The following is a 20663-nucleotide window of genomic DNA, read 5'->3' as shown; positions in this document are numbered from 1 at the left end:
GAGCCATGACGCGCGTCGAGGAGGAACGGAAGCAGCCGAGGGAGCACCGGATTGTGGTGCTGGTGCTCGAGTCCGCGCTCGCACTCGACGTCGGCATCCCGATGCAGATGTTCCGGCGCCGCCACGGCGCACCGTACGAGGTCACCATGGCCGGCATCCGCCGGGGTGTCGTCCCTGCGGCCGGCGGCTTCGGCTACGCCGTCGAGCGGGGCGTCGAAGCCCTGGAGTACTCGGACACCGTGATCGTGCCGGGCTACGCCGACCTCGCCTCGCCGATCGACCCGGCGGCGATCCGAGCGCTGCGAGACGCTGCTGCCCGCGGAGCACGGATCGTCTCGGTCTGCACCGGCGCCTTCGCGCTCGCCGCTGCCGGCCTGCTCGACGGGCACCGCGCGACGACGCACTGGCAGCAGGCCGCCGAGCTCGCGGCACGGTACCCGAGGGTGACGGTCGATCCCGACGTGCTCTTCGTCGACGAAGGGCGGGTGCTCACCTCCGCTGGCGTCGCGGCGGGGATCGACCTCTGCCTGCACCTGATCCGGCGCGATCACGGCGTCCGCGTCGCGGCGGACGTCGCACGGCAGATCGTCGCGGCCCCGTACCGCTCGGGCGGCCAGGCGCAGTACCTCCCCCACGCCCTGCCCGAGCGGACCGGCAGCACCTTCGCCCGCACCCGCGAGTGGGCTCTGGGCCGGCTCGGCGAGCCGCTGACGGTCGCCGAGCTCGCCGCGCACGCCGGCGTCTCATCCCGCACCTTCGCCCGCAGGTTCGTCGAGGACACCGGTCATCCACCGCTGCAATGGCTGCTCCGCGCTCGCCTCGACCGCGCCCGCGAACTACTCGAAGCCACCGACCTGGGCCTCGATCAGATCGCCGCGCAAGCGGGACTTGGATCGGCCCACAACCTGCGCAGCCACTTCCACCGCATCGTGGGTACCACGCCCAGCGCGTATCGGAGCGCCTTCGCGTCGACGTGACCCGCAGGGGACCATTCTGTCGCGGTCAGGATCGGAGAGCCCGCAGACCCGCACGGAGATCGCGCACCAACACCTCCGGCTGCTCGAGCGCGGCGAAGTGACCGCCGCGCTTCGCCTGGTGGAGGAGGAGGAGATTCGGGTACGCGGCTTCGATCCAGTGGCGCGGCGGGAGGGGCAGGTCCTTCGGGAAGACCGTGACCGCGACCGGCAGCGTCACGATCGGGCCCGACGCGCCGAGGTTCCGGTTCTCCCAGTAGATCCGCGCCGAGGAGGCCGCCGTGTTCGTGAACCAAGCGAGCGAGATCTGATCGAGCATGTCCGTGACGCTGATCGCGTCCTCGACCCGCCCGGAGTTGTCCGTCTTGGCCTGGTACTTCTCAAAGAGCCATGCGGCCTGCCCCACCGGCGAATCCGCCAGCGCGAACCCGACGGTCTGCGGCCTCGTGCCCTGCAGATGATTCGACCCGCCCAGCTCCCCCGAGTACCGGGCGAGCCCGTCGACCGCCGCTTGCTCGTCCGGGTCAAGCGTCTCGGGCAGCGCTGACGGGAACGCGTAGGCCGAATGCAGGTGGACCCCCAGGAGACCCGCCGGCTCCTGCGCCGCGAGCGCCGTCGTCACCATCGCCCCCCAGTCCCCGCCCTGCGCCGCCCACCGCTCGTAGCCGAGGCGGCGCATCAGCTCGATCCACGCCGCAGCGGTTCGCTGCACGGTCCAGCCGGTCGTGGTCGGCGACCCCGAGAAGCCGAAGCCGGGCATCGACGGCGCGACCACGTCGAACGCGTCCGCCGCCTCACCGCCGTACGCGACCGGGTCGACCAGCGGTTGGATCAGCTTGAGGAAGTCCGCATTCGACCCGGGCCAGCCGTGCGTCAGCAGCAGCGGCAGCGCATCCGGATGCTCCGACCGCACGTGGAGGACGTGGATGTCGACGCCGTCGATCTCCGTCATCAAATGCGGGTAGCGGTTCAGCTTCCGCTCGAAGCGGCGCCAGTCGTAGTCCTGCGCCCACCTGTCGGTCAGCGCCTTCAGGTCCTGGATCCGCACGCCTTGCGACCAGTCGGTCACCGTCTCCGCGACCGGCCACCGCGTGTGCGCGAGCCTCCTTCGCAGGTCGTCGACATCCGCATCCGGCACCGCCACCTGGTACGGCCGCAGCTCGCCTGGTTCCTCCGTCATCGCGCCTCTCCTCACCCCAGCACCTCGCACGGATTGCACACTGTTGTGCAATTCGGCCATCGTTGCACATGCGTGTGCAATCCTCGAGCCGTGGCGAGCGACGCTGCCGGACCGAGCCGGCCGGGCGATACCCGGGCACGGATCATCGAGGTCGCGCTCGACGTGCTCGGGCGGCGCCCGAACGCCGGCATGAACGACATCGCCGAAGCGACCGGCGTGGTGCGGCGGACCGTGTACGGTCACTTCCCCACCCGCGCCGACCTCATCCGAGCGATCGCGCAGACCGCGGCCTCGAAGCTCCTCGATGCGCTTCACCGCAGCACCGCCGAGCCCGCGGACCCCGCCGAGGCATGGGCACGATACGTGACCCGCATCTGGCCCGTGATCGACCGCTACCGAGTGCTGCTCGAGCTGCGGCGCAGCGAGTACGGCGATGAGATCCACGACCTGCTCGCTCCGGTCGACACGGCCCTGGCCGACCTCGTCCGAGAGGGACAGGCGAGCGGCGCGTTCACTCGCCACCTTCCCGCAGAAACGCTCGGGCGAATCGCGCAGTGGATCGTCTTCACCCTCGCCAGCGAGGAGCACGCTGCTTACGGCGACGACACGGCGGCAACGACGAGCCTCCTCGTCCTCGGCGTCCCGGAGCAGCGCGCCCGGCGGATCGTCCACCGAGCGCGCTGAGCCGCGCACGCGGTCGGGCTCCTGTCTCAGGAACGAGCGGAGCCGCGAGCCGGTCACGTGACCAGTGACGGTCACCTTGCCGGCAGTCCCCCACGGAACGGAGTGAGCTGTCGCGGACGCGGTGGCCCACCTCGAACGCGTTCGACTACATCACATGCTCCCAGGCGGCACGCGTGTCCACATCCGCTGCGTCGGCGAGGCCCTCCAGGTGCTCGATGTCGGCACCGGTGAGCTCGATTCTGCGGGCACGAACCAGCCCGTCGATGTGCTGCGGCTTGGTGACACCGACGATCGGTCTCGTTCCCTTAGCGATCGCCCACGCGACCGCGACGTCCGCAGCCGAGGCAACGCGTGACCGGCCGATCTCGGTCAGCCCGTTGGTCAGGGCCTGGAGCTGCGGCAGCAGCCGGTTGTAGGTCTGGGCCCTGGCGCTTCCGTCGGGAAGCGGGTTGCTCGGGCCGTATCGGCCGGTCAGCGCACCCTGCTCCAGCACCATGTAGGCGAAGAACGGGATGCCGCGACCACCGGCCCAATCGAGGATGCCCGCCCGCTCGGAGCCGCGGTACAGCAGGCTGTAGTGGTTCTGCACGGCTTCGACCCGGAACCCCGCTTCGCCGAGGATCCGGTCGGCCTGCTGGATCTGCGCGAGGTCGTGGTTGGACACGCCGACGTGCTTGATCGTGCCGGCTTCCAGCAGCGGGATCAGTCGGGGCGTCCACCGGGTCACGTCGGCGGGGTTGTGGATCCAGTACAGATCGATGTAGTCGGTGCCGAGGTTCGCGAGGCTCCGCTCGAGCATGTCCCCGACCGCGTCGACGCCGTCGGCGGCGATCTGCGGGGTGAACTTCGTGGAGAGCTGATAGTCGGCACGGTCGAAGCGCTGCAGCACCCGACCGAGGACCTGTTCGGAACGCCCCATGCCGTAGACCAGCGCGGTGTCCCACAAGGTGAGACCCGCGGCGTGCGCCATGTCGGCGAGCTGGTCCAGGGCCGCTGGGTCGAGCTCGCTCCCGAAGTACCCGTCACCGTGTTCCCCACTGTCGCCCCATGCCCAGGTACCCAGTGCAGCGGGCGCCAGTATCCAGTCGTCATTCGTCATGTCGTTCCCATCTCGATGGCTGCGCCTGCAGCCGGCCGATCGCTGGTGCCCATCAGACGACCGCCGGAGCGCCGACGGCAGGGGCCGGTCTTCCGTGCACCAGCAGCCCCTCCCTCCCGCTACGGCGGGCGGCTACGGTTCCGCGCATGGACGAGAAGGCCGAGGTCCGCGACTTCCTGACGACTCGCCGTGCCCGCATCACACCAGAGGAGGCCGGCCTGCCGGCATACGGGGGAAACCGGCGCGTGTCCGGGCTGCGCCGCGAAGAGGTGGCGATGCTCGCCGGCGTCTCTGTGGACTACTACGCCAACCTGGAGCGCGGGAACCTCGGCGGTGCGTCGGACAGCGTGCTGGCGAGCATCTCCCGCGCCCTGCATCTGGACGGGGCAGAGCACGAGCACCTCTTCGACCTCGCCCGGCGTGCTGCCGCAGGCGGTCGGATGGCTCCGCACAGGACCGCGGCTCCAAGTGTTCGCCCCTCTATCCTCCGGGTACTGGACGCGGTCGAGGACGTCCCTGCCTGGGTCCGCAACGCTCATTACGACGTACTCGCCACCAACCGACTTGCCCACGCGCTGCTCGTTCAGGTATTCGCCGATCCGGCGAGACCGGCGAATCTGGCACGATTCACGCTCCTCGACCCGGCAGCGAAGATCTTCTGGCGCGACTGGGAACGGACCGCGTCCGACACCATCGCCTACTTGCGGACTCAAGCAGCTCGCACCCCTCACGACAAGGCCCTGTCCGACCTGATCGGCGAGCTCGCAACTCGCGGTACGGAGTTCAGCCGACTTTGGGCGAAGCATGACGTCCGATTCCACCGCGCTGGCTACAAGCGAATTCACCACCCCGTTGTCGGCGATCTCGACCTGAGCTTCGAGGCAATGGAATTCCCATCCGACCCCGGCCTCGTCCTGACCGTCTACACGCCAGAGCCCGGCAGCTCCAGCGCGGACGCCCTTCGGCTGCTGGCGACCTGGGCAGCGACGCAGGACTAGTCCGTACCTGCGAAGACGGCGCAAGAAGGCGGGTGAAGCGATCTAACTCATGCCGAGGCGGGACTACTGCACCGGGTCGAACGACATTGCGGGTAACCCGTCATCAAAGCTCCGGACCTTCAGCAGCCTGGATCACTGGCGCTCGTAGCCGCCGGCCAGGGTGCGCATGTCGTGCTCGGCATGTGCGAGCGGCAGTCTGGGGCGATGATGGGAGTGCCGAAGCGGTCGAGCCGCGACTCGTCGACTGCTGGTCCGGACAGATCGAAGTGCATGCCTGCTGCCGCCAGTCACGGTATTCGCGTCGCAGGCCGGACGCGAACGATTCCGAGGCGTTAAGGACCAGGACTGTCGTCCTTTCTCCGCTCCGCGAACGTATGACCATTCCAAGCCGGCCGGCCTGCTCGTCGTCGCGGAACTCGCGCGACGGCGACGAGTCGCAGGATCAACGGCGCAACCGGCCACTGCCCAGTAGACCTCATCACCACCCCGATCCACGACAAGCGCAAGGCCGCGCCCAATCCGAGATCTCCCACCCCCTTCGCCTCGGCGACGGCACCCTAGGAAGCCGGCGCCGCGCCGAACTCACGGTTTCCCGCCGCGGAGGACCGTCGTGCAAGCCCGTCAAGGAAGACTCCGACCATCGCCAGCGTCTCTCCGGCCGCGTCGTGTCGACTCGTCACGCAGAGGTTCCCGATTGCGCGCAGCATCAACGCTGCAGGGACATCCTCACGGAAGAACCCCTGGGCGACACCGGCATCGAGCAGCAGCTGGCCGGCAGGGACCAGGCGGGCGAGGAAGTACGCGTGCAGCGCGCCGAAACCGTCCGGGTCGGCGGACATCACGGTAGCGAGGCCGTGCTTCGTGGACAGGAACTCCACGAACAGGCCAGCCCAGGCCTTGAGCGCCTCGGCCGGGGACGATGCGGACTCGAGCAGGGATGGCGCAGCCGCAGCGCAGGATTCGACCTGACTTCGATAGACGTCCGCAATGAGCGCTTGTCGATCCGGATAGTGCCGTAGCACCGTGGCCATCCCGACCCCGGCCCGCGCTGCGATCCGACGAATTGGTGCATCGACTCCCTCCTCGGCGAACACCGCGGCCGCGGCGTCGACCACCGCCTGTGCGTTGCGGACGGCATCCGCGCGCCGACCCGGCCCGACCCGCTCGGTCTGAACACGACTCACGCTCGCCCTCCTCGAGATTGCAAAACGGATCAACGATCCATATAGTTGGGCAACTGGATCAGTGATCCGCCTACACCGACACTAACCGGACGCCGTCCGCGACGTCCAGAGGAATGAGCGTCATGAGCACCACAGCGATGCCCCCCGTCAGCCCGGTCGTCTCCGTCGACACCGTCGCCCTGCCCGCTCCCTACCGTGGGCAGGATCTCACCGTCCGCGTGACGGCCCCCGCTACCGGTGCGGAGTTGCCCGCGGTCGTGTTCGCCCACGGCTTCACGCTCTCGTCGCGGGACTACGCACCGGTCGCGCAGCATTGGGCGAGCCGCGGCTTCGTCGTGGTCCAGCCGACGTTCCTCGACTCCGCGTCGCTTGCCCTGGCACCCACTGACTCTCGGCAACCGAACATCTGGCGACTGCGGGTGCAGGACATGCGCACCGTGCTGGATGAGTTTGATCTCATCGAGCAGGCGGTGCCGGGCCTTGCGGACCGAGTGGATCGCACGCGAGTCGCGGCCGCCGGTCACTCGTACGGTGCGACCACCGCCGGGATGCTGCTGGGGCAACGAGTGCTCGACGAGACCGGCGAGCCCGGCGAGAGCCTGCGCGACCCTCGCTTCACGGTCGGTGCATTGCTTGCCGACCCTGGCACCGGCGACAGCCTGACCCCGCTGGCAACGCAGTACTTCCCGTTCATGAACCCGGACTTCTCCGAGCAGACCGCTCCGGCGTTCGTCGCGGCAGGCGATGCGGACCAGTCGCCGCTCTCCACACGAGGTGGAGACTGGTTCGAGGACGTCTACCGACTGGCGCCGGGTGCCGACGCGCTCCTGACCGTATTCGGCGGCGAGCACTCCCTCGGCGGCATCAACGGCTTCAACGATTCGCGGACCACGGATGAGAACCCGGCTCGCGCCGACCTCGTCCTCGAATTCGCCTGGGCCTACCTCCTGGCGCACCTGACCGGTGACGACAGCGCGTGGGCCCGAGCGACCGCCGACCTCGGGGCGGCGTCCGAGCCGCTCGGACGCCTGGAGACGAAGTGACAGCGCAGCGAAGCGACGAGGAGCAGATCGGCAACCTCCCCCGTCCGCCGTTCGACCGCGACCTGCAGACGGTCCTTCACGCTCTCGCCGGACAGCTGCCGTCCACGATCACCGCCGAGATGATCACCCCGATGCGCCAAGCGATGGCCGGCGGGCCCACGGCGCGCTCCGCACTCACCGACGCTGGCCTCGACGTCCACGATGTGGAAATCGCGTCGTACGACGGCGAGCACATCATGCTGTCAGTCGTTCAGCGGGCCGGCCGCACTTGCAGCGGACCCTGCTTCTACGCCATCCATGGCGGCGGCATGATCTTCGGGGACCGCTGGAGTGGTGTCGCGGGACTTGTGGACTGGATCGTCCGTTACGACGCGGTGGCAGTGACGGTCGAGTATCGGCTGGCGCCAGAGCATCCGGATCCGACCCCGGTCGAGGATGCGTACGCCGGCCTCGTCTGGACGGCCTCGCACGCGGCCGAACTCGGCATCGACCCCGACCGCCTGATCGTCGCCGGAGCCAGCGCCGGCGGCGGGATCGCCGCCGGCGTCGGACTCCTCGCTCGCGACCGGCGCGGACCGGTGATCGCGGGGCAGCTCCTCCAGTACCCGATGCTCGACGACCGCGACGAGACGCTGTCCACCCGGCAGATCGATGGCGTCGGCGTCTGGGATCGCGGGAGCAATCGCACCGGCTGGACCGCCCTGCTCGGCGAGCGCCGGGGCACCGGTGCCGTCTCCATCTACGCCGCGCCCGCGCGAGCGACTGACCTCTCCGGACTACCGCCGACCTATATCGACTGCGGTTCCGCCGAGGTCTTCCGCGACGAGGACATCGCGTACGCCAATGCCATCTGGGCTGCCGGCGGTCAGGCCGAGCTTCACGTGTGGCCCGGTGGCTTCCACGGGTTCGACGCCTTCGCCCCGACCACGCAACTCGCCAGAGATATGGTCGCCACCCGCGACCACTGGCTCCAGCGCCTGGTCGGATGACCCGAAAGCCTGGTCGAATCTCGGCGTGGCGCGCTCGAAGTCAACCACCGCGCGTGCCGCTCGGACGCGCGGCGGCGGCGATGAGGGGTCACGCGGCAGATGAGCGGGCGAGCACAGTCGCGCGAGCAAGCAGGAGGCGCCGCACGACGAGCACGAAGGCGCGGACGAGGACTTGCGCGATCGCCATGAAGAGGAGCGCGTCGACCCATGCAGCTCGATCGAGATCGTGCTGCATGCTGAGCGTCACGACGCGAGCGGCGCCGATGTCGGACTGTGCCCACAGTTGGAAGCCCAGCCGGAAGCCCATCCCGACGATCCAGAGAACCGCTGCAACGGCGCCCGCTCGCACGAACACGGTTCCGTCGACCTTCCACATCCGAGCGCAGACGCCCGAGCCGACGCCGAGGAGTGCGCCGACGGCAGTCGCCCCGCCGACGAGGAGCGCGCCGTTCGACGTCCCCGGCCAAACCGCGAAGTAGTGCCAGACCGCAAGTGCGACGAGGACGATCGGCAGCAGGAGCTGGATCAGGCCGAGCCGCCTCCTTCGAAGTTGCAGCAGAACAAGCGCGATCAATGTGATGTCCGTGACCCAGTCGTATGTCGTCATGGATCTGACACCAGTCGCCTCGCTGCCCACGAACCACCGCCTGCAGGTGGAGTGGTCAAGACCTCCATCCCAGGGTGGAGGTCCGCCGAGCCGGGACCTCATCGACTTCGCGTCGTTGCACCATGGAGCCATGCAGCGATCGGGGATGCAGCTTCAACTCGCGATCGCCGCAGTCACCTTGGCGGCGGCTCTCGCCGTGGCTCAGCCGACCGAGATGACGCGGCTACCTGTAGCGGCCGCAGTCGCCGCTCCCGCCCTCTGGGCTGCCCGAGCCCTCGCGGCACCACGCGTGGGGCGGAGAGCAGATCTGGCGCTGCTGGGCGGGATGCTGATCGCTGCGAGCTTCGCAGCCGTACCGACGTACTCGGCAGCGATCGCCCCGATGGTCGGCAGCCTCATCATCGTCAACGGCGACGTGCTCAGCCCATCGTGGATGCGCTGGGGCTGGCCCGCGATCGCACTCGCCTCAGGTTTGCTCGGGTGCGCGTTTGCTCCGACGACAGGGCCGCGACTAGCCCTAGCTGGCGCAATCCTCGCAGTGAGCGTGTCGGCAGCTGCCGCTCGACGTGCCGCAGCTCAGGCGAACGTGGCGCGCGTCGAAGACGTGAACCGCGCACACGCGGCCGAGCTCGGGCAGCTCCGAGACGCCAGCGAACGCATACTCACGACAGGTCGGCTACAAGAACGCTTCCCCGGTCTCACCCGACGAGAATCCGAAGTGTTATCGCTGATCGCCCGCGGCGACAGTAACGACGAGATCGCCGCTCGCCTGCATGTCTCCATAGCGACAGTGAAATCGCACGTGAATGCGATATTCGCGAAACTCACAACGAGAGATCGAGCACACACGATCGCTCTCGTTCTCGGGACATCACGGGCCGGTGCAGAAGGCAGGCCGCCTTCGAGGTCGACCCTACGGCCATGATCCTGCCTGGGCCGGTCCAGATGGAGTACCGAACCCGGCGCGAATCGTCAGTGGACGTGAGTCACTCGTCCCCAACACGGCGCAGCGGTGACGCCTCTCAGATCCTCCGCTGAGATGCCTCAGAGCGCTGGCTTCAAGACGGTAGTCGACCCATGCGAGCATTCGAGCGCGGTGCGGCTTTGGTGGCTCACGCAGCAATGTCCTCACTGCTCATGACCGCGAACACGCGCACGTCGGTGCCGAAGGGGAAGTACCGCGGGTCTCGGGTTCGAGCCCCACGAGCCCCACTTGACCGTCGTGTTCGTGCGGATCCCCCAGAGCGTCTCCGAACGCATTCCGAGCATTCGGTCGTGGTGCATGGCGGTCTCCGCCGTGCCGACCTTCCGCGACATGCAGACGTCCTGTTCATCGAAGGCCGCTTGTGGCCGAGGTGCTCAGCGAGCCCGAGGGGCGGTCGGGCCGGGCGGGTCGAGCTTGCTCGAGCCTCCGCGCCAACTCAGCGGCGCCGTGCAGGAGTGGCGCGGGTGCCATCAGCTCGAACTGCGCATCGAACCCCGCGAACCGAACGGCGAGGGCGCTCCAGGACCACGACCCCATCGTGACCTCGGTCGATCGCTCGTCCCGCGCCCCGAGGACCGCGTCCGGGTCCACGTACGGCGCGATCTGCTCGATTGGGAGGTGCACCACGGCGGTGCCGATGCAGGGCCAGACGTTCGAGCTGGAGGAACCCCTGAACCGAGCCGCGACGAAGCTCGACGGATCGCCGCCGGGGACGGGTCGAGGACGGAAGGAGCGTCGGGTCGGTGCGCTCAACGTGATCCGGTCCATCCGGTACGTGCGCCAGTCCCCGGTCGCATCGCCGTCGACCGGGCCCTTCGCGTCGTCGTTCCAGGCCAGCAGGTACCAGCGGCCGGCTCGGGCGATCACGGCGTGCGGTTCGACCCGTCGCGACGGTCGGTCATCGCTCTGCCCGGGTGGTGCGTAGTGGAAGCGGAGGACCTCGTGCTTCCGAGTCGCGTCACTGACCGCGACCAGGACCTCTGGATCGACGAAGTCTCGACCGGGCGCGGGAATCACCTCGATCGCGTCGACCCGAGCCCGAAGCCGGGACGGCATGACCTGCCGGACCGTCGCCAACGCGCGGGCGGCCGCCTCCGCGATGTCAGCGCCGGACGCCGGCGCGACCGCGAGGGCCAACGCGACCGCGACCGCCTGGTCGTCGTCGAACAGCAGCGGCGGCAGCTCGGAGCCGTTGCTGAGCCGGTACCCACCCGTGGGGCCGCTCACCGACTGGATCCGGTACCCGAGCTCACGGAGCCGATCGACATCGCGTCGGATCGTGCGCGGACTGACGTTCAGCCTGCCGGCGAGGACGTCGCCCTGCCACTCCTGCCGGACCTGCAGCAGCGACAGCAGCTGCAGCAGACGCGAAGTCGGATCGGCCACATCACGAGTCTGCTCCTGATCGCGGACAGGATCTGACCGCAACACCCGGGATCGTATCGATCACTGCAGCTCGATCGAGCTGCCCGACCGAGGAGTCGACATGACGATCGCCACCACTCCGCACCTCAACTTCGACGGCCGAGCACGGGAGGCCCTGGAGTTCTACGCCGCCGCCTTCGGCACCGAGCCCGTCGCCGTCACCTACGGGCAGATGGGCGCCTCCGACGACCCGGCATGGGCGGACCGGATCGTGTTCGGGCAGGTCGAGACGACCACCGGCATCCGGGTGATGGCCTTCGACGTCTGGCCGCACCAGACCTACGACCAGGGCGCCAACGCCTTCTACGTCTACTTGAGCGGCGACGACCCCGACGAGATCACCGCCGCCTGGCGCGGACTGGCCGAAGGCGCGGAGATCCGGCAGCCGATCGGCCCGTCCCCGTGGTCGCCGCTGGCAGGACAGCTCCGCGACCGATTCGGTGTGATCTGGGCGCTCGACATCCGCGCACAGGCGGACGAGAAGCACTGACCTGGCGGGCGCGATCCGGAGAGCGCAGCGGCATCCGCTGCGCTCTCCGCTGACCGCGAGCCACCCGCGACTCCTGGCACCGCCTTGCAGGGCGTCCGACATGACGGCTCGCGGGACGCCCGTACCCGGATCGACCTGGTGGTCGCCGCCGGGGTGGAAGCCGTGCTTCGCGGAGAACCGAAGACACGGGTGTTGCCGGCGAACACCCGAAGCGCCGCTGCACGGTCAGCGATCGACGCACCCAGCAGACGGGCTGCGAGCGAGACATCTCCCTTCCCTCGACACGCGACCGAGTCGCAGCAGCGGTGATCGCCGGGCCGGTCGCTCTTCCCCGTCGTGCGCGCGGTCGCTTCAGTACGCTCCGAGTCGCGAACGTCTCGCGCGAGGCGTGTGAGGAGCGACCGTGCCGGCCTTCCAAGCTCCCGATTCCGCCGACCGGCTCCCCGGTGATGCACGCCCGGCGCACGACCCCCGATCCGACACCGCTCGCCCCTGGGTCATCGAAGCCATCCGACTGCTCGAAGCGGACGCGAACCGCAGCGCGGACACGCACCTGCACACGTTTCCGCTGCCCGCTCCCTGGGGCATCGATCTCTACCTCAAGGACGAATCGGTCCATCCCACCGGCTCGCTGAAGCACCGGCTGGCGCGCTCCTTGATCCTCTACGGCTTGGTGAACGGGTCGATCGGCCCGAACACGACCCTGGTCGAGGCGTCCAGCGGATCGACCGCCGTGTCGGAGGCCTACTTCGCTCGGATGCTCGGCCTCCCGTTCGTGACCGTCCTCCCGCGGTCGACGAGCCCTGAGAAGATCAGGCTCATCGAGTTCTACGGCGGCCACTGCCACACCGTCGACGACCCGAGCCTGGTGTCGCCTCGCGCCGAGGCCCTCGGCGCCGAACCGGACAGCTACTTCCTCGATCAGTTCACGCTCGCCGAGCGCGCGACCGATTGGCGCGGGAACAACAACATCGCCGACAGCGTCTTCCGGCAGCTCGCCCTGGAGCGCCACCCGATCCCGGCCTGGATCGTCGTCGGCGCCGGCACCGGCGGCACCGCAGCGACGTTCGGCCGCTACGCGCGGTACTCCCGCGTCGCCACGAAGCTCGCCGTCGTCGATCCGGCCGGCTCGGCGCTGTTCGCTGCCTGGCAGAGCGGCGACCTCACCGCGGCGAGCACGTCGACGTCGGTCATCGAGGGCATCGGCCGCCCGCGCGTCGAGCGGTCCTTCCTCCCGACCGTCATCGACCGGATGATGCAGGTCCCCGATGCCGCCTCGATCGCCGCGGCACGCGTTCTCCGTGCCCGGACGCAGCACTGGGCCGGCGGATCGACCGGCACGAACCTGATCGGCGCGTTCCAGGTCATCGCCGAGATGCTCGGCGCAGGTCGGACCGGAAGCGTCGTCACCCTGATCTGCGACAGCGGCTCCCGCTACGCCCAGACCTACTACGACGACGCCTGGACGACCGCGCACGGGCTCGACCTGCTCCCCCACACGCAGCAGATCGAGCGCTTCCTCGACACCGGCCGATGGAACACCTGACCCACAGACCCCGTCACGGCCACCACCGGCCGCCACGCCTCTCAGACCCCTGGTGGTGAGACGCTGCGCGCTGAGCGCACATTCGCATGAAGGTGCTGCCGGTGGTGATCGCGTGTGCTGCAGCCCACGGCCTCGCCGGGTGCGCCACGGGCACTGCGTCTGACGCGAGGAGCCCGGCGGTGTCCCTCACCACGAACGAGTGCCCGTCGGCGCTCGGCGCAGCACAGGACGTCCACGCGCCGGCTCACGTCCGCGCCCAGCTTCTGAGCTCATCTGCGACACCCTCCTCCGGCCCCGTCTGCGAACACGGCAGCTCGCAGGTGCCGAGGAATCGATCACTCAGGAGGACCGGCGAGCCACGCCCGCGCTCGGATCGGGCGTCCACGCGGTCGACGGCAGGCAGCCACGGCTCACCTCCGGGCGTGCGCGAGCAGCTCCTTGCTGCGGATGAGGCGCAGGACGGTGACGAGCAGGATCCCGCCGACGACGTTGAGCACGAGAGTGGGGACGAACCAGCGCACCCACTCCCCCAGGTCCGCCTCGCCGAGGGTGATCGCTCCGAAGATCAGCAGCGAGTCGAGCACCGAGTGCATGAGCTGGAGACCGGCGAGCAGCAGGCCACCCACGACGGCCGCCGCGATCTTCGCCACGTCGGAGTCCGTGCCGTGCTGCATGCGGGTCATGAGCGTGATCGCCATCCCGCCGAGCAGGGCGAGGCAGACGCCCTCCCAGCCGAACCCGACGTCGAGGTAGTGGCGCGCCGACTCGACCAGCGTCGACCGCAGCGCTGGGAGCGCCGCGACGACGAGCAGCATCACCAGCCAACCGCCCATGAGGTTCGCGATCAGCGTCCCGATCCAGAGCTTCGCGAGCTGCGCGGGCGTGCCCTCCTTCGCGGCCAGCGCGGCGATGGGGACGAGGAAGTTCTCCGTGAACAGCTCGCTGCGCGCGAGCAGCAGGGCGATGAACCCGGCCGAGAACGCGACGCCGGCGAGCAGGTGGCTGCCGGTCTCGTGGAGGACGGCGAGGTAGGCCATGACGCCGACGCCGATCTCGATGCCACCGGACAGGCCGGTGACGAGCACGGCCGCCCAGGTGCGGTTGAGCCGCTCGGCGCCCTCCTCGACGATCGCGTCGAAGGACTCGACGACCTCGTCCTCGACGGGCTCGTCGGAGTCGCCGATCTCGCTGCGCCGCTCGTCACTCATGCTGTGCCCCCGCTCGCGTCGGTCATCCGGTGACGGCGATCAGGCCGCCGATGCCGAGCAGATAGGCGATGAGCACGGCGAGCGAGTCGACGCCCATGCCGAGGACGCGTCTGCGAGGCCGGAAGAGCAGACCGATCGCGTAGATCGCCGTCAGCAGCGCGGCGATCGCGGTGAGGTAGATGTCGCCGCTCTTCGCGACGGGCAGGACCGCCTTCCCGGAGATGAGTCCGGCCAGGAGGAACAGTACCGGGAGGAAGGCGTTGCCGCCGAAGATGTCGCTGATCGCGAGGTTGTCGTCGCCCTGCCGGATCGCCTGCAGCCCCGTCGAGATCTCCGGCAGGGATGTCGCGAGCGCCAGGACGGTCGCGCCGAACAGCAGGCCGGACAGGCCCAGCTGACCGGAGGCCGCATCGCCGCTCTGTTCGAGGAAGAAGCCGGCGACGAGCGTGGCCAGCGCCGCCGCTGCGAAGACCGCGAGGGTGCGGCCGAGCCCGCGCTTCCGCTGCCCCTCCGAGACCGAGTCGTGATGACCTGCCGACGACCTGGTGCGATGCCCCGAGCGGTGCGGCGTCGCGCCCGGCGCGTTCCCGTTCTCGTGCCACGGCAGGTGGGAGCCGGCCCGTCGGACGAGGAGGAGGCCGATGATCCAGAGCACGACGATGAGCACGGCCTGCGGCGTCAACCGGAGCACGTCGAGCCCCTTCGGCAGCTGCGTCCCCGCGACCACGACCGCGAGGATCGCGACCACGGACAGCGCCTCGACCACGAGCGTGAGGGAGGCCGCCCGGAACGTCAGAGGCGGCGCCTCCTTCTTCCGCCTACCGAACCGATCGAGGATCACGATCACCACGGTCTGCAGGGCGATGCCGCCGAGGATGTTGCCGACCGCCACCTCGACGGAACCGCTCGCCGCCGCCGTGACCGTGATGGCGATCTCGGGGAGGTTCGTCGCCACGGCCAGCACGATCAACCCGCCGAGCGCGCTGCCGAGGTGGAGCCGGTCGTCGATCGCGTCCGTCGACTTCGACAGCTGGACCCCCGCGACCCAGATCACCGCACCGCTCGCGACGAAGACGACGATCAGCAGCCACAGAGGAAGGTGATCGAGCACCGCTGCATTGAACTCCGACCCGCTGCGTGAACACCTCCGGCGGCTCGGGGCACGCGCGCCGGCCGTCATCGTTCCCATAACGGCGAGACGACCGCGTCGCCAGCTGCGATCCCACGGACGGGTCGGCCGCCACTCCTGCACGCGTCCGGGTCCCGCCCGGCCTCCCGGCGCGACGGTCCGCGCGTTCACCCGCCGGAGCGGAGCTTCGCCTCGATCAGCCGCCGGACCAGGGAGCGGGGCAGCGGCTCACCGGGCGGGAAGTGCAGGGCGCTCTTCGTGTGCTCCCGCTCCCCCAGCTCCTCCTCGAGCGCGCTCAGCACCGATCCGCTGTGCGGCAGGTAGCTCAGATGGTTCGTGAACGCGGCGATCCCGGCGACCGTGCGGCCGTCCACCTTGAACGCCGGTACGCCGTACGACATCCCCTGCTCGGCGTCCGGAACGACTTCCAGGATGCGGCGCCGCATCTCCTCCAACGTCGAGCGCTGCGGCTCGGCGAGCGAGGAGAGGTACGCGTCGATCTCCGCTGCACTCACGCTGGGAGGCTGACACATCGGCGAGGACACGGTCCAGCCCTGCGAGCGGGTGGAGCGGAGGAGGATCGCGTCGACGCGGCTACGAGTCCGCGGCGGGTCCCCGCCGCCCGAGCGCGGGTCGCTCGCGGAAGGTGGCCCGCCGCTCGATCAGCGCACGCGCGACCGTCGCGGCGGCGACGGCGAGCAGGATCGGCAGCAGATCGCGCCCCGCGGCCGCCGTGAACTCCACCACGAGGACCGCCGCGGTGATCGGCGCCCGCATCGTCGCGGCGAGGAACGCCGCGCCCCCGACGACGGCGCCGCCCGCGATGCTCGCTCCCGGCCACGCGGACGACCAGAGGACGGCTGCAGCGCAGCCGAGTGCGACTCCGATCGACACCGAGGGCGTCAGGAGGCCGCCCTCCGCACCGCTCCAGACGGTCGCGACGGTGGCGACGGCCTTCAGGACCGCGACGACGAGCAGCAGCGTGATCGGACTGGTGAACTCGAACGAGAGCTCCGCCAGCGCACGACCGTTGCCGAGCAGCTCGGGGAACGGGATCGCCAGCACGCCGACGCCGAGGAAGACGACCGGCATCCCGACCAGGATCCGCCATCCGGCGAGGCGCCGTCGTCGCGCGGCGACCGCGAGTCGGTCGAAGCCCAGGCCGAGCACGCCGAGCACCGCGCCGAGCGCGACGGCCAGCACCAGCAGCGACGGCGTCGGGACGAACGCCGGCACCGTGTAGAGCACGGCGTCGGGAACGACGATCCGCGCGACGAGCGTCGCGGTGAGCGCGGCGACGAGCGCCGCGGTGACCGTGAGGAGCGTCGTCTCGCCGAGGACGACCTCGACCGCGAAGAGCGCGCCGCCGAGCGGGACGTTGTACACCGCTGCGAGTCCGGCTCCTGCGCCCGCCGCCACGAGCACCCGACGCAGCCGAGGATCGGCCCGGCTCGACGCGCCGATGCGATCGCCGGCGAGGCCGCCGAGCAGCCGCGGCGCCGCTTCGCGCCCGATGGAGGCCCCGAGACCCACGATGAGGATCTGCAGCCCGGCGCTCGCCGTGGTCGCGATGAGCGGCATCCGCGTCCCCTGCACGGCGTCCTCGACCGGGACGACCGGCGATCCCCACCGGCGCAGCGCCCACCACCCCACAGCCCCCAGGACGCCGGCAGCACTCAGAGCGACGACCCGGACCCACGGGGCGGCCGCGCTGACGCCCGAGAGGAAGTCCCCCGCCGAGTAGCCGTAGGCGACGTGCTGCAGCAGGCGCAGCATCGAGGTCACCACGGCCCCGCCCAGGCCGGCGAGGATCCCGGTCCCCAGCACCGGCAGCGCGACGGCCCCCAGGAGCTCGAGCACCTCCGTCGACGCATCTGCTGGTCCCGACGAACCCGCAGTCCTCCTGGAGGTTCTCGGCCCGCGACCGGCGGCCATCGTCCGACACCACCTTCCACGACGCTGCTCCGCCGAGCGCCGGCACGACTGCAGTCAACTGCACGCCGACCGGCACGACTCGCTCGGGCCGCCGTCACGATGCCGTCAGCGGGGCGGGAGCCCGTTCCGTTCATGTTCCGCTGCGACTCGGGGTCCACCCAACGCGCGTCGTCCATGGCCCGAGCCCGCTGTGAAGGCCTTTCGCCCCTGGCTCCGTCGGGCGCCGCGGACGCCTCCTGGCGGGAAGACGTCGTGGAGGTGCCTCATGTTCATCATCCGATTCCTGGGTTCGACCCGAGGGCGCGCGGTGCGGGTCGTCGCCGGTGCCGGCCTGCTGATCGCGGGCGCCGTGCTGGGCGGCCCGTGGTGGATCCTCGCCGGTGTCGGAGCGGTCGTGGCCGGTGCCAGCGCGCTGGACGTCTGCCTCCTCGCGCCGCTCGTCGGCAAGCCGATCCCCGGACCTCGGTTCCGGGCGTCCTTCGCCCGCTGAGCGCGGGCGGGCTCCTGCGCCGTCAGGCCAGGGTGAGGAACAGTCGCTCGAGCTCCTCGACCGTGAGCCGCGACGGGCGTGTCTCCTGGTCCGTGGACGCCGCCGGGGCGTCCGCGAGGCACTCGCGCATCGCGGTGGAGATGATCGCGAATCCGGCGCGGTCGATGGCGCTGCTGACGGCGGCGAGCTGGGTCACGACGTCGCGGCAGTCACCGCCGTTCTCGACGGCGGCGATGACGGCCGCGAGCTGCCCCTGCGCCCGCTTGAGCCTGTTGGCGACCTTCCGGACGGCCTCCTGGTCGCGCAGCGCGCGTGCCTCGTCGGTCGCGGTGTCGGTGATCTGCTGCATGGCTCCTTCTCGGACTGGGGACGGTGGATCCGGCGGCGAGCCGGTCAGGCCGCGGTCCCGGCGGCCCACGTGCGGTAGCCGCCGTCGAGGTTCTGGACGTCGTGGCCGAGTTGCGCCAGCAGGCGTGCGGCGGTGTGGCCGCGTTGGCCGACCTGGCAGTGCACGACGACCGGCCCGTCCGGGATCTCGTCGTGCCGGACCCGGAGGTCGTCCAGCGGGATGTTCACCGCGCCCGGGATCGAGGCGGTCTCGTGCTCCTGCTCGCTGCGCACGTCGACGAGCGTCGCGCCCCGCTCGAGCGCCGAGGCGAGCTCGTGCCACTGCAGGGTGCGGGTGGTCGCCGTCGCGACGTTCTCGGCGACGTAGCCGAGCAGGTTCACCGGATCCTTCGCGGACCCGTACTGGGGCGCGTACGCGAGCTCCAGCTGCGAGAGCGCGCTGGCGGGCATCCGGGCGGTCATCGCGACGGCGAGGACGTCGATGCGCTTGTCGACCCCCGCTCCCCCGACGATCTGTGCGCCCAGGATCTGGTCGGTCGCCGGGTCGACGAGCAGCTTCATCGCCATCGGCTGCGCTCCCGGGTAGTAGGTCGCATGCGATGCGGGGTGCGTGTGCACGACGCGAGGTCGGACGCCCGCCGCGAGCAGCTCGCGCTCGTTCCGGCCGAGGAGGGCGACGGTGAGCCCGAGCAGGCCGAGGATCGCCGTCCCCAGCGCAGGGACCGCGACGTGCGGGCGCGCCCCGGCGATGTCGTCCGCTGCAGCCCGGCCGTGCCGGTTCGCGAGCCCCGCCATCGTGACGAGCACCGGCGCCCCGTCACCGTGCTGCTGCTTCTCGACGCCGTCGCCCACGGCCCAGATGTGCGGGGTGGACGTGCGGTGGTGCCGGTCGACGACGATGCCACCGGTCGAGCCGACGCGGACCCCGGCGGCGTCGGCGAGGCGGCGGTCCGGGTGGACCCCGCTCGCCTCGACGACGAGGTCGGCGTCGACCGTGGTGCCGTCGCTGAGTCGGACGGAGCCGTCCTCGGCCCCGATGACGGTGACGCCGAGACGGATGTCGACGCCCGCGGCGCGCAGGGCGGCGGTCACGGGGGCCGCCATCTCGCGGTCCAGCGGGGACAGCACCTGGGCGCCCCGGCTGGCGAGCACCACGCGAGCACCTCGAGCCAGGAGGTTCTCGACGGCTTCGAGCCCGATGAATCCGGCGCCCACCACGAGCACGCGCGGCGACGGGCCCGCCTCCTCCAGGACCGCGATGACCCGATCGACGTCCTCCACGCTGCGCAGCGTGTGCGTCGGGACTCCGGCGCTCGACGGGCCGGGCTCGGCGACCGCACCGGTCGCGAGCACGAGCTCGTCGTAGCCCTCGACCCGTTCGGTGTCGGTCACGAGGTCGCGAACGGTCACCGTCCGCGCTTCGGCGTCGATGTCGACGACCTCGTGCTGCACCTGCACGTCCAGCGCGAACCGGCTCACGAGCGACGCCGGCGTCTGCAGCAGCAACGACGAGCGCTCCGGGATCACCCCACCGACGTGGTACGGCAGACCGCAGTTGGCGAACGACACGTAGGCACCCCGCTCGAACACTGTGATCCGGCGCTCCTCATCGAGCCGACGCAGCCGCGTCGCAGCGCTCATGCCCGCCGCGACTCCCCCGATGATGACCGTCCTCATGCGGTCCACTATACCCCCGGGGGTATAGTCCGGATGTGCGCCGCACGGCGCACAGGGAGCCAGGAGGTGTCGCGATGTGTCGACAGGTGACGTGCAGGACCTGCGGGAAGACGACGTGGGCGGGCTGCGGACAGCACGTCGACCAGGTCATGCGAGGCGTACCCGCCCGCGACCGCTGCCCCGGGCACGACGCCGCCCCGAAGCGGACGGGGTTCCTGGCGCGCCTCGTCGGGCGCTGAACGCTCCCGGCAGCAGCAGGCCCTAGAGGCCGCGGAGCAGCGCGGCGAACTCGTCCGCCATCTCGACCTGTCGGACGAGCTGCAGACGCCGGGCGGCGACGTCGGCCTCCAACGCCGCGACCCGCGCTCGAGCCTCGGGGTCGTCGTCCTCCTGGAGGTCGCGCACCGTGTCCAGCAGCTCGCGCATCTGCTCGAGGGTGTAGCCGAGCGGCTTCATCCGTCTGACGAGCAGCAACCGCTGCAGATCCGTCTCCGTGTAGAGCCGGAATCCGCCGCCCGTGCGGCCGGAGGGCACGACGAGACCGACCTCGTCGTAGTGCCGCAGCGTCCGATGGGACAGCCCGGTGCGGTCGGCGACCTCGCCGATGTGCATCGTCCGCTCGCTCTCCACCAGGTCCCCCTGCTCAACCCTCCCCTCACGGAAGGGTAGAGT

General features: G+C 70.4%; 21 protein-coding genes. 9 read left to right on the top strand and 12 right to left on the bottom strand.

Annotation, left to right across the window (positions count from 1 at the left end; genetic code table 11):
* The first annotated feature begins 5 nt into the window (after positions 1 to 5).
* Entirely contained in the window at positions 6 to 977 is a 972-nt protein-coding gene (locus CLV52_RS04295) for a GlxA family transcriptional regulator (RefSeq protein WP_133765043.1), read from the top strand.
* 25 nt (positions 978 to 1002) lie between these two features.
* Here the strand turns inward: CLV52_RS04295 and CLV52_RS04290 are convergent, their stop codons facing one another.
* Positions 1003 to 2154, bottom strand: coding sequence for an epoxide hydrolase family protein (locus CLV52_RS04290; RefSeq protein ID WP_133765042.1), 1152 nt, complete (start codon positions 2152 to 2154; stop codon positions 1003 to 1005).
* Positions 2155 to 2244: 90 nt separating this feature from the next.
* Between CLV52_RS04290 and CLV52_RS04285 the strand changes: the two genes are divergently transcribed.
* Positions 2245 to 2838 carry a TetR/AcrR family transcriptional regulator gene (locus CLV52_RS04285; protein ID WP_133765041.1) on the top strand — a complete coding sequence of 198 codons (594 nt, stop codon included), beginning with the start codon at positions 2245 to 2247 and terminating at the stop codon, positions 2836 to 2838.
* Positions 2839 to 2983: 145 nt separating this feature from the next.
* Here CLV52_RS04285 and CLV52_RS04280 read toward each other — a convergent pair whose 3' ends face one another.
* On the bottom strand, positions 2984 to 3937 hold the full coding sequence (locus CLV52_RS04280; RefSeq protein ID WP_133765040.1) for an aldo/keto reductase: 954 nt from the start codon (positions 3935 to 3937) through the stop codon (positions 2984 to 2986).
* Positions 3938 to 4083: 146 nt separating this feature from the next.
* Between CLV52_RS04280 and CLV52_RS04275 the strand changes: the two genes are divergently transcribed.
* Positions 4084 to 4935: a helix-turn-helix transcriptional regulator gene (locus CLV52_RS04275; RefSeq protein ID WP_133765039.1), complete on the top strand. Its 852-nt coding sequence runs from the start codon at positions 4084 to 4086 to the stop codon at positions 4933 to 4935.
* Positions 4936 to 5492: 557 nt separating this feature from the next.
* Here CLV52_RS04275 and CLV52_RS04270 read toward each other — a convergent pair.
* The gene (locus tag CLV52_RS04270; protein WP_133765038.1) at positions 5493 to 6119 is read right to left on the bottom strand and encodes a TetR/AcrR family transcriptional regulator; all 627 of its coding nucleotides are present in this window, start codon (positions 6117 to 6119) and stop codon (positions 5493 to 5495) included.
* Positions 6120 to 6241: 122 nt separating this feature from the next.
* On the opposite strand from CLV52_RS04270, the gene CLV52_RS04265 reads away from it, so the two are divergent.
* Together CLV52_RS04265 and CLV52_RS04260 are read left to right on the top strand one after the other, a co-directional pair.
* Positions 6242 to 7162, top strand: a complete 921-nt coding sequence (locus tag CLV52_RS04265) for an alpha/beta hydrolase family protein (RefSeq protein ID WP_133765037.1) — start codon at positions 6242 to 6244, stop codon at positions 7160 to 7162.
* A complete protein-coding gene (locus CLV52_RS04260) occupies positions 7159 to 8151 on the top strand; it encodes an alpha/beta hydrolase (protein ID WP_246017956.1) in 993 nt (330 codons plus the stop codon). The genes CLV52_RS04265 and CLV52_RS04260 overlap by 4 nt, the downstream gene beginning before the upstream one ends.
* Positions 8152 to 8239: 88 nt before the next feature.
* Here the strand turns inward: CLV52_RS04260 and CLV52_RS04255 are convergent, their stop codons facing one another.
* Positions 8240 to 8788: a hypothetical protein gene (locus CLV52_RS04255; protein WP_133765036.1), complete on the bottom strand. Its 549-nt coding sequence runs from the start codon at positions 8786 to 8788 to the stop codon at positions 8240 to 8242.
* Between CLV52_RS04255 and CLV52_RS19105 the strand changes: the two genes are divergently transcribed.
* On the top strand, positions 8730 to 9683 hold the full coding sequence (locus CLV52_RS19105) for a helix-turn-helix transcriptional regulator (RefSeq protein WP_342773134.1): 954 nt from the start codon (positions 8730 to 8732) through the stop codon (positions 9681 to 9683). The two genes, CLV52_RS04255 and CLV52_RS19105, sit on opposite strands and share 59 nt — an antisense overlap.
* 405 nt (positions 9684 to 10088) lie before the next feature.
* Here the strand turns inward: CLV52_RS19105 and CLV52_RS04245 are convergent, their stop codons facing one another.
* Entirely contained in the window at positions 10089 to 11129 is a 1041-nt protein-coding gene (locus CLV52_RS04245; RefSeq protein ID WP_133765035.1) for a helix-turn-helix transcriptional regulator, read from the bottom strand.
* Positions 11130 to 11229: 100 nt separating this feature from the next.
* On the opposite strand from CLV52_RS04245, the gene CLV52_RS04240 reads away from it, so the two are divergent.
* Positions 11230 to 11658, top strand: coding sequence for a VOC family protein (locus CLV52_RS04240; protein ID WP_133765034.1), 429 nt, complete (start codon positions 11230 to 11232; stop codon positions 11656 to 11658).
* 499 nt (positions 11659 to 12157) lie between these two features.
* Positions 12158 to 13204 carry a PLP-dependent cysteine synthase family protein gene (locus CLV52_RS04235; protein WP_211342647.1) on the top strand — a complete coding sequence of 349 codons (1047 nt, stop codon included), beginning with the start codon at positions 12158 to 12160 and terminating at the stop codon, positions 13202 to 13204.
* A 410-nt stretch (positions 13205 to 13614) separates the two neighbouring features.
* On the opposite strand, the gene CLV52_RS04230 is transcribed toward CLV52_RS04235, so the two are convergent.
* The 4 genes from CLV52_RS04230 to CLV52_RS04215 form a co-directional block, all read right to left on the bottom strand.
* Positions 13615 to 14412, bottom strand: coding sequence for a formate/nitrite transporter family protein (locus CLV52_RS04230; protein ID WP_133765032.1), 798 nt, complete (start codon positions 14410 to 14412; stop codon positions 13615 to 13617).
* 22 nt (positions 14413 to 14434) lie between these two features.
* Positions 14435 to 15523, bottom strand: coding sequence for a sodium:calcium antiporter (locus CLV52_RS04225; RefSeq protein ID WP_246017955.1), 1089 nt, complete (start codon positions 15521 to 15523; stop codon positions 14435 to 14437).
* Between the two features lie 185 nt (positions 15524 to 15708).
* Positions 15709 to 16056: an iron chaperone gene (locus CLV52_RS04220; protein ID WP_211342600.1), complete on the bottom strand. Its 348-nt coding sequence runs from the start codon at positions 16054 to 16056 to the stop codon at positions 15709 to 15711.
* 79 nt (positions 16057 to 16135) lie between these two features.
* Entirely contained in the window at positions 16136 to 17401 is a 1266-nt protein-coding gene (locus tag CLV52_RS04215) for a chloride channel protein (RefSeq protein ID WP_246017954.1), read from the bottom strand.
* A 340-nt stretch (positions 17402 to 17741) separates the two neighbouring features.
* Between CLV52_RS04215 and CLV52_RS04210 the strand changes: the two genes are divergently transcribed.
* On the top strand, positions 17742 to 17966 hold the full coding sequence (locus CLV52_RS04210) for a DUF2892 domain-containing protein (protein WP_133765029.1): 225 nt from the start codon (positions 17742 to 17744) through the stop codon (positions 17964 to 17966).
* A 22-nt stretch (positions 17967 to 17988) separates the two neighbouring features.
* Here CLV52_RS04210 and CLV52_RS04205 read toward each other — a convergent pair whose 3' ends face one another.
* The 3 genes from CLV52_RS04205 to CLV52_RS04195 all read right to left on the bottom strand — a co-directional run bounded on the left by CLV52_RS04205 (position 17989) and on the right by CLV52_RS04195 (position 20603).
* On the bottom strand, positions 17989 to 18315 hold the full coding sequence (locus CLV52_RS04205) for a metal-sensitive transcriptional regulator (protein ID WP_133765028.1): 327 nt from the start codon (positions 18313 to 18315) through the stop codon (positions 17989 to 17991).
* A 44-nt stretch (positions 18316 to 18359) separates the two neighbouring features.
* On the bottom strand, positions 18360 to 19991 hold the full coding sequence (locus CLV52_RS04200) for an FAD-dependent oxidoreductase (RefSeq protein WP_133765027.1): 1632 nt from the start codon (positions 19989 to 19991) through the stop codon (positions 18360 to 18362).
* Between the two features lie 261 nt (positions 19992 to 20252).
* Positions 20253 to 20603: a helix-turn-helix domain-containing protein gene (locus tag CLV52_RS04195; protein ID WP_133765831.1), complete on the bottom strand. Its 351-nt coding sequence runs from the start codon at positions 20601 to 20603 to the stop codon at positions 20253 to 20255.
* Positions 20604 to 20663 lie beyond the last annotated feature (60 nt).

This window comes from Amnibacterium kyonggiense, assembly GCF_004364555.1.
Classification (GTDB): Bacteria; Actinomycetota; Actinomycetes; order Actinomycetales; family Microbacteriaceae; genus Amnibacterium; species Amnibacterium kyonggiense.
The sequence above is the reverse complement of the archived record's forward strand: the minus strand, read 5'-3'. Positions and strand labels throughout refer to the sequence as shown.

Bases quoted from the DNA above. Each gene is read 5' to 3' on its own strand.
- CLV52_RS04295 (WP_133765043.1), top strand. From the start codon at position 6: ATGACGCGCGTCGAGGAGGAACGGAAGCAGCCGAGGGAGCACCGGATT.
- CLV52_RS04290 (WP_133765042.1), bottom strand. From the start codon at position 2,154: ATGACGGAGGAACCAGGCGAGCTGCGGCCGTACCAGGTGGCGGTGCCG.
- CLV52_RS04280 (WP_133765040.1), bottom strand. From the start codon at position 3,937: ATGACGAATGACGACTGGATACTGGCGCCCGCTGCACTGGGTACCTGG.
- CLV52_RS04275 (WP_133765039.1), top strand. From the start codon at position 4,084: ATGGACGAGAAGGCCGAGGTCCGCGACTTCCTGACGACTCGCCGTGCC.
- CLV52_RS04265 (WP_133765037.1), top strand. From the start codon at position 6,242: ATGAGCACCACAGCGATGCCCCCCGTCAGCCCGGTCGTCTCCGTCGAC.
- CLV52_RS19105 (WP_342773134.1), top strand. From the start codon at position 8,730: ATGTCCGTGACCCAGTCGTATGTCGTCATGGATCTGACACCAGTCGCC.
- CLV52_RS04240 (WP_133765034.1), top strand. From the start codon at position 11,230: ATGACGATCGCCACCACTCCGCACCTCAACTTCGACGGCCGAGCACGG.
- CLV52_RS04230 (WP_133765032.1), bottom strand. From the start codon at position 14,412: ATGAGTGACGAGCGGCGCAGCGAGATCGGCGACTCCGACGAGCCCGTC.
- CLV52_RS04210 (WP_133765029.1), top strand. From the start codon at position 17,742: ATGTTCATCATCCGATTCCTGGGTTCGACCCGAGGGCGCGCGGTGCGG.
- CLV52_RS04205 (WP_133765028.1), bottom strand. From the start codon at position 18,315: ATGCAGCAGATCACCGACACCGCGACCGACGAGGCACGCGCGCTGCGC.
- CLV52_RS04200 (WP_133765027.1), bottom strand. From the start codon at position 19,991: ATGAGGACGGTCATCATCGGGGGAGTCGCGGCGGGCATGAGCGCTGCG.
- CLV52_RS04195 (WP_133765831.1), bottom strand. From the start codon at position 20,603: ATGCACATCGGCGAGGTCGCCGACCGCACCGGGCTGTCCCATCGGACG.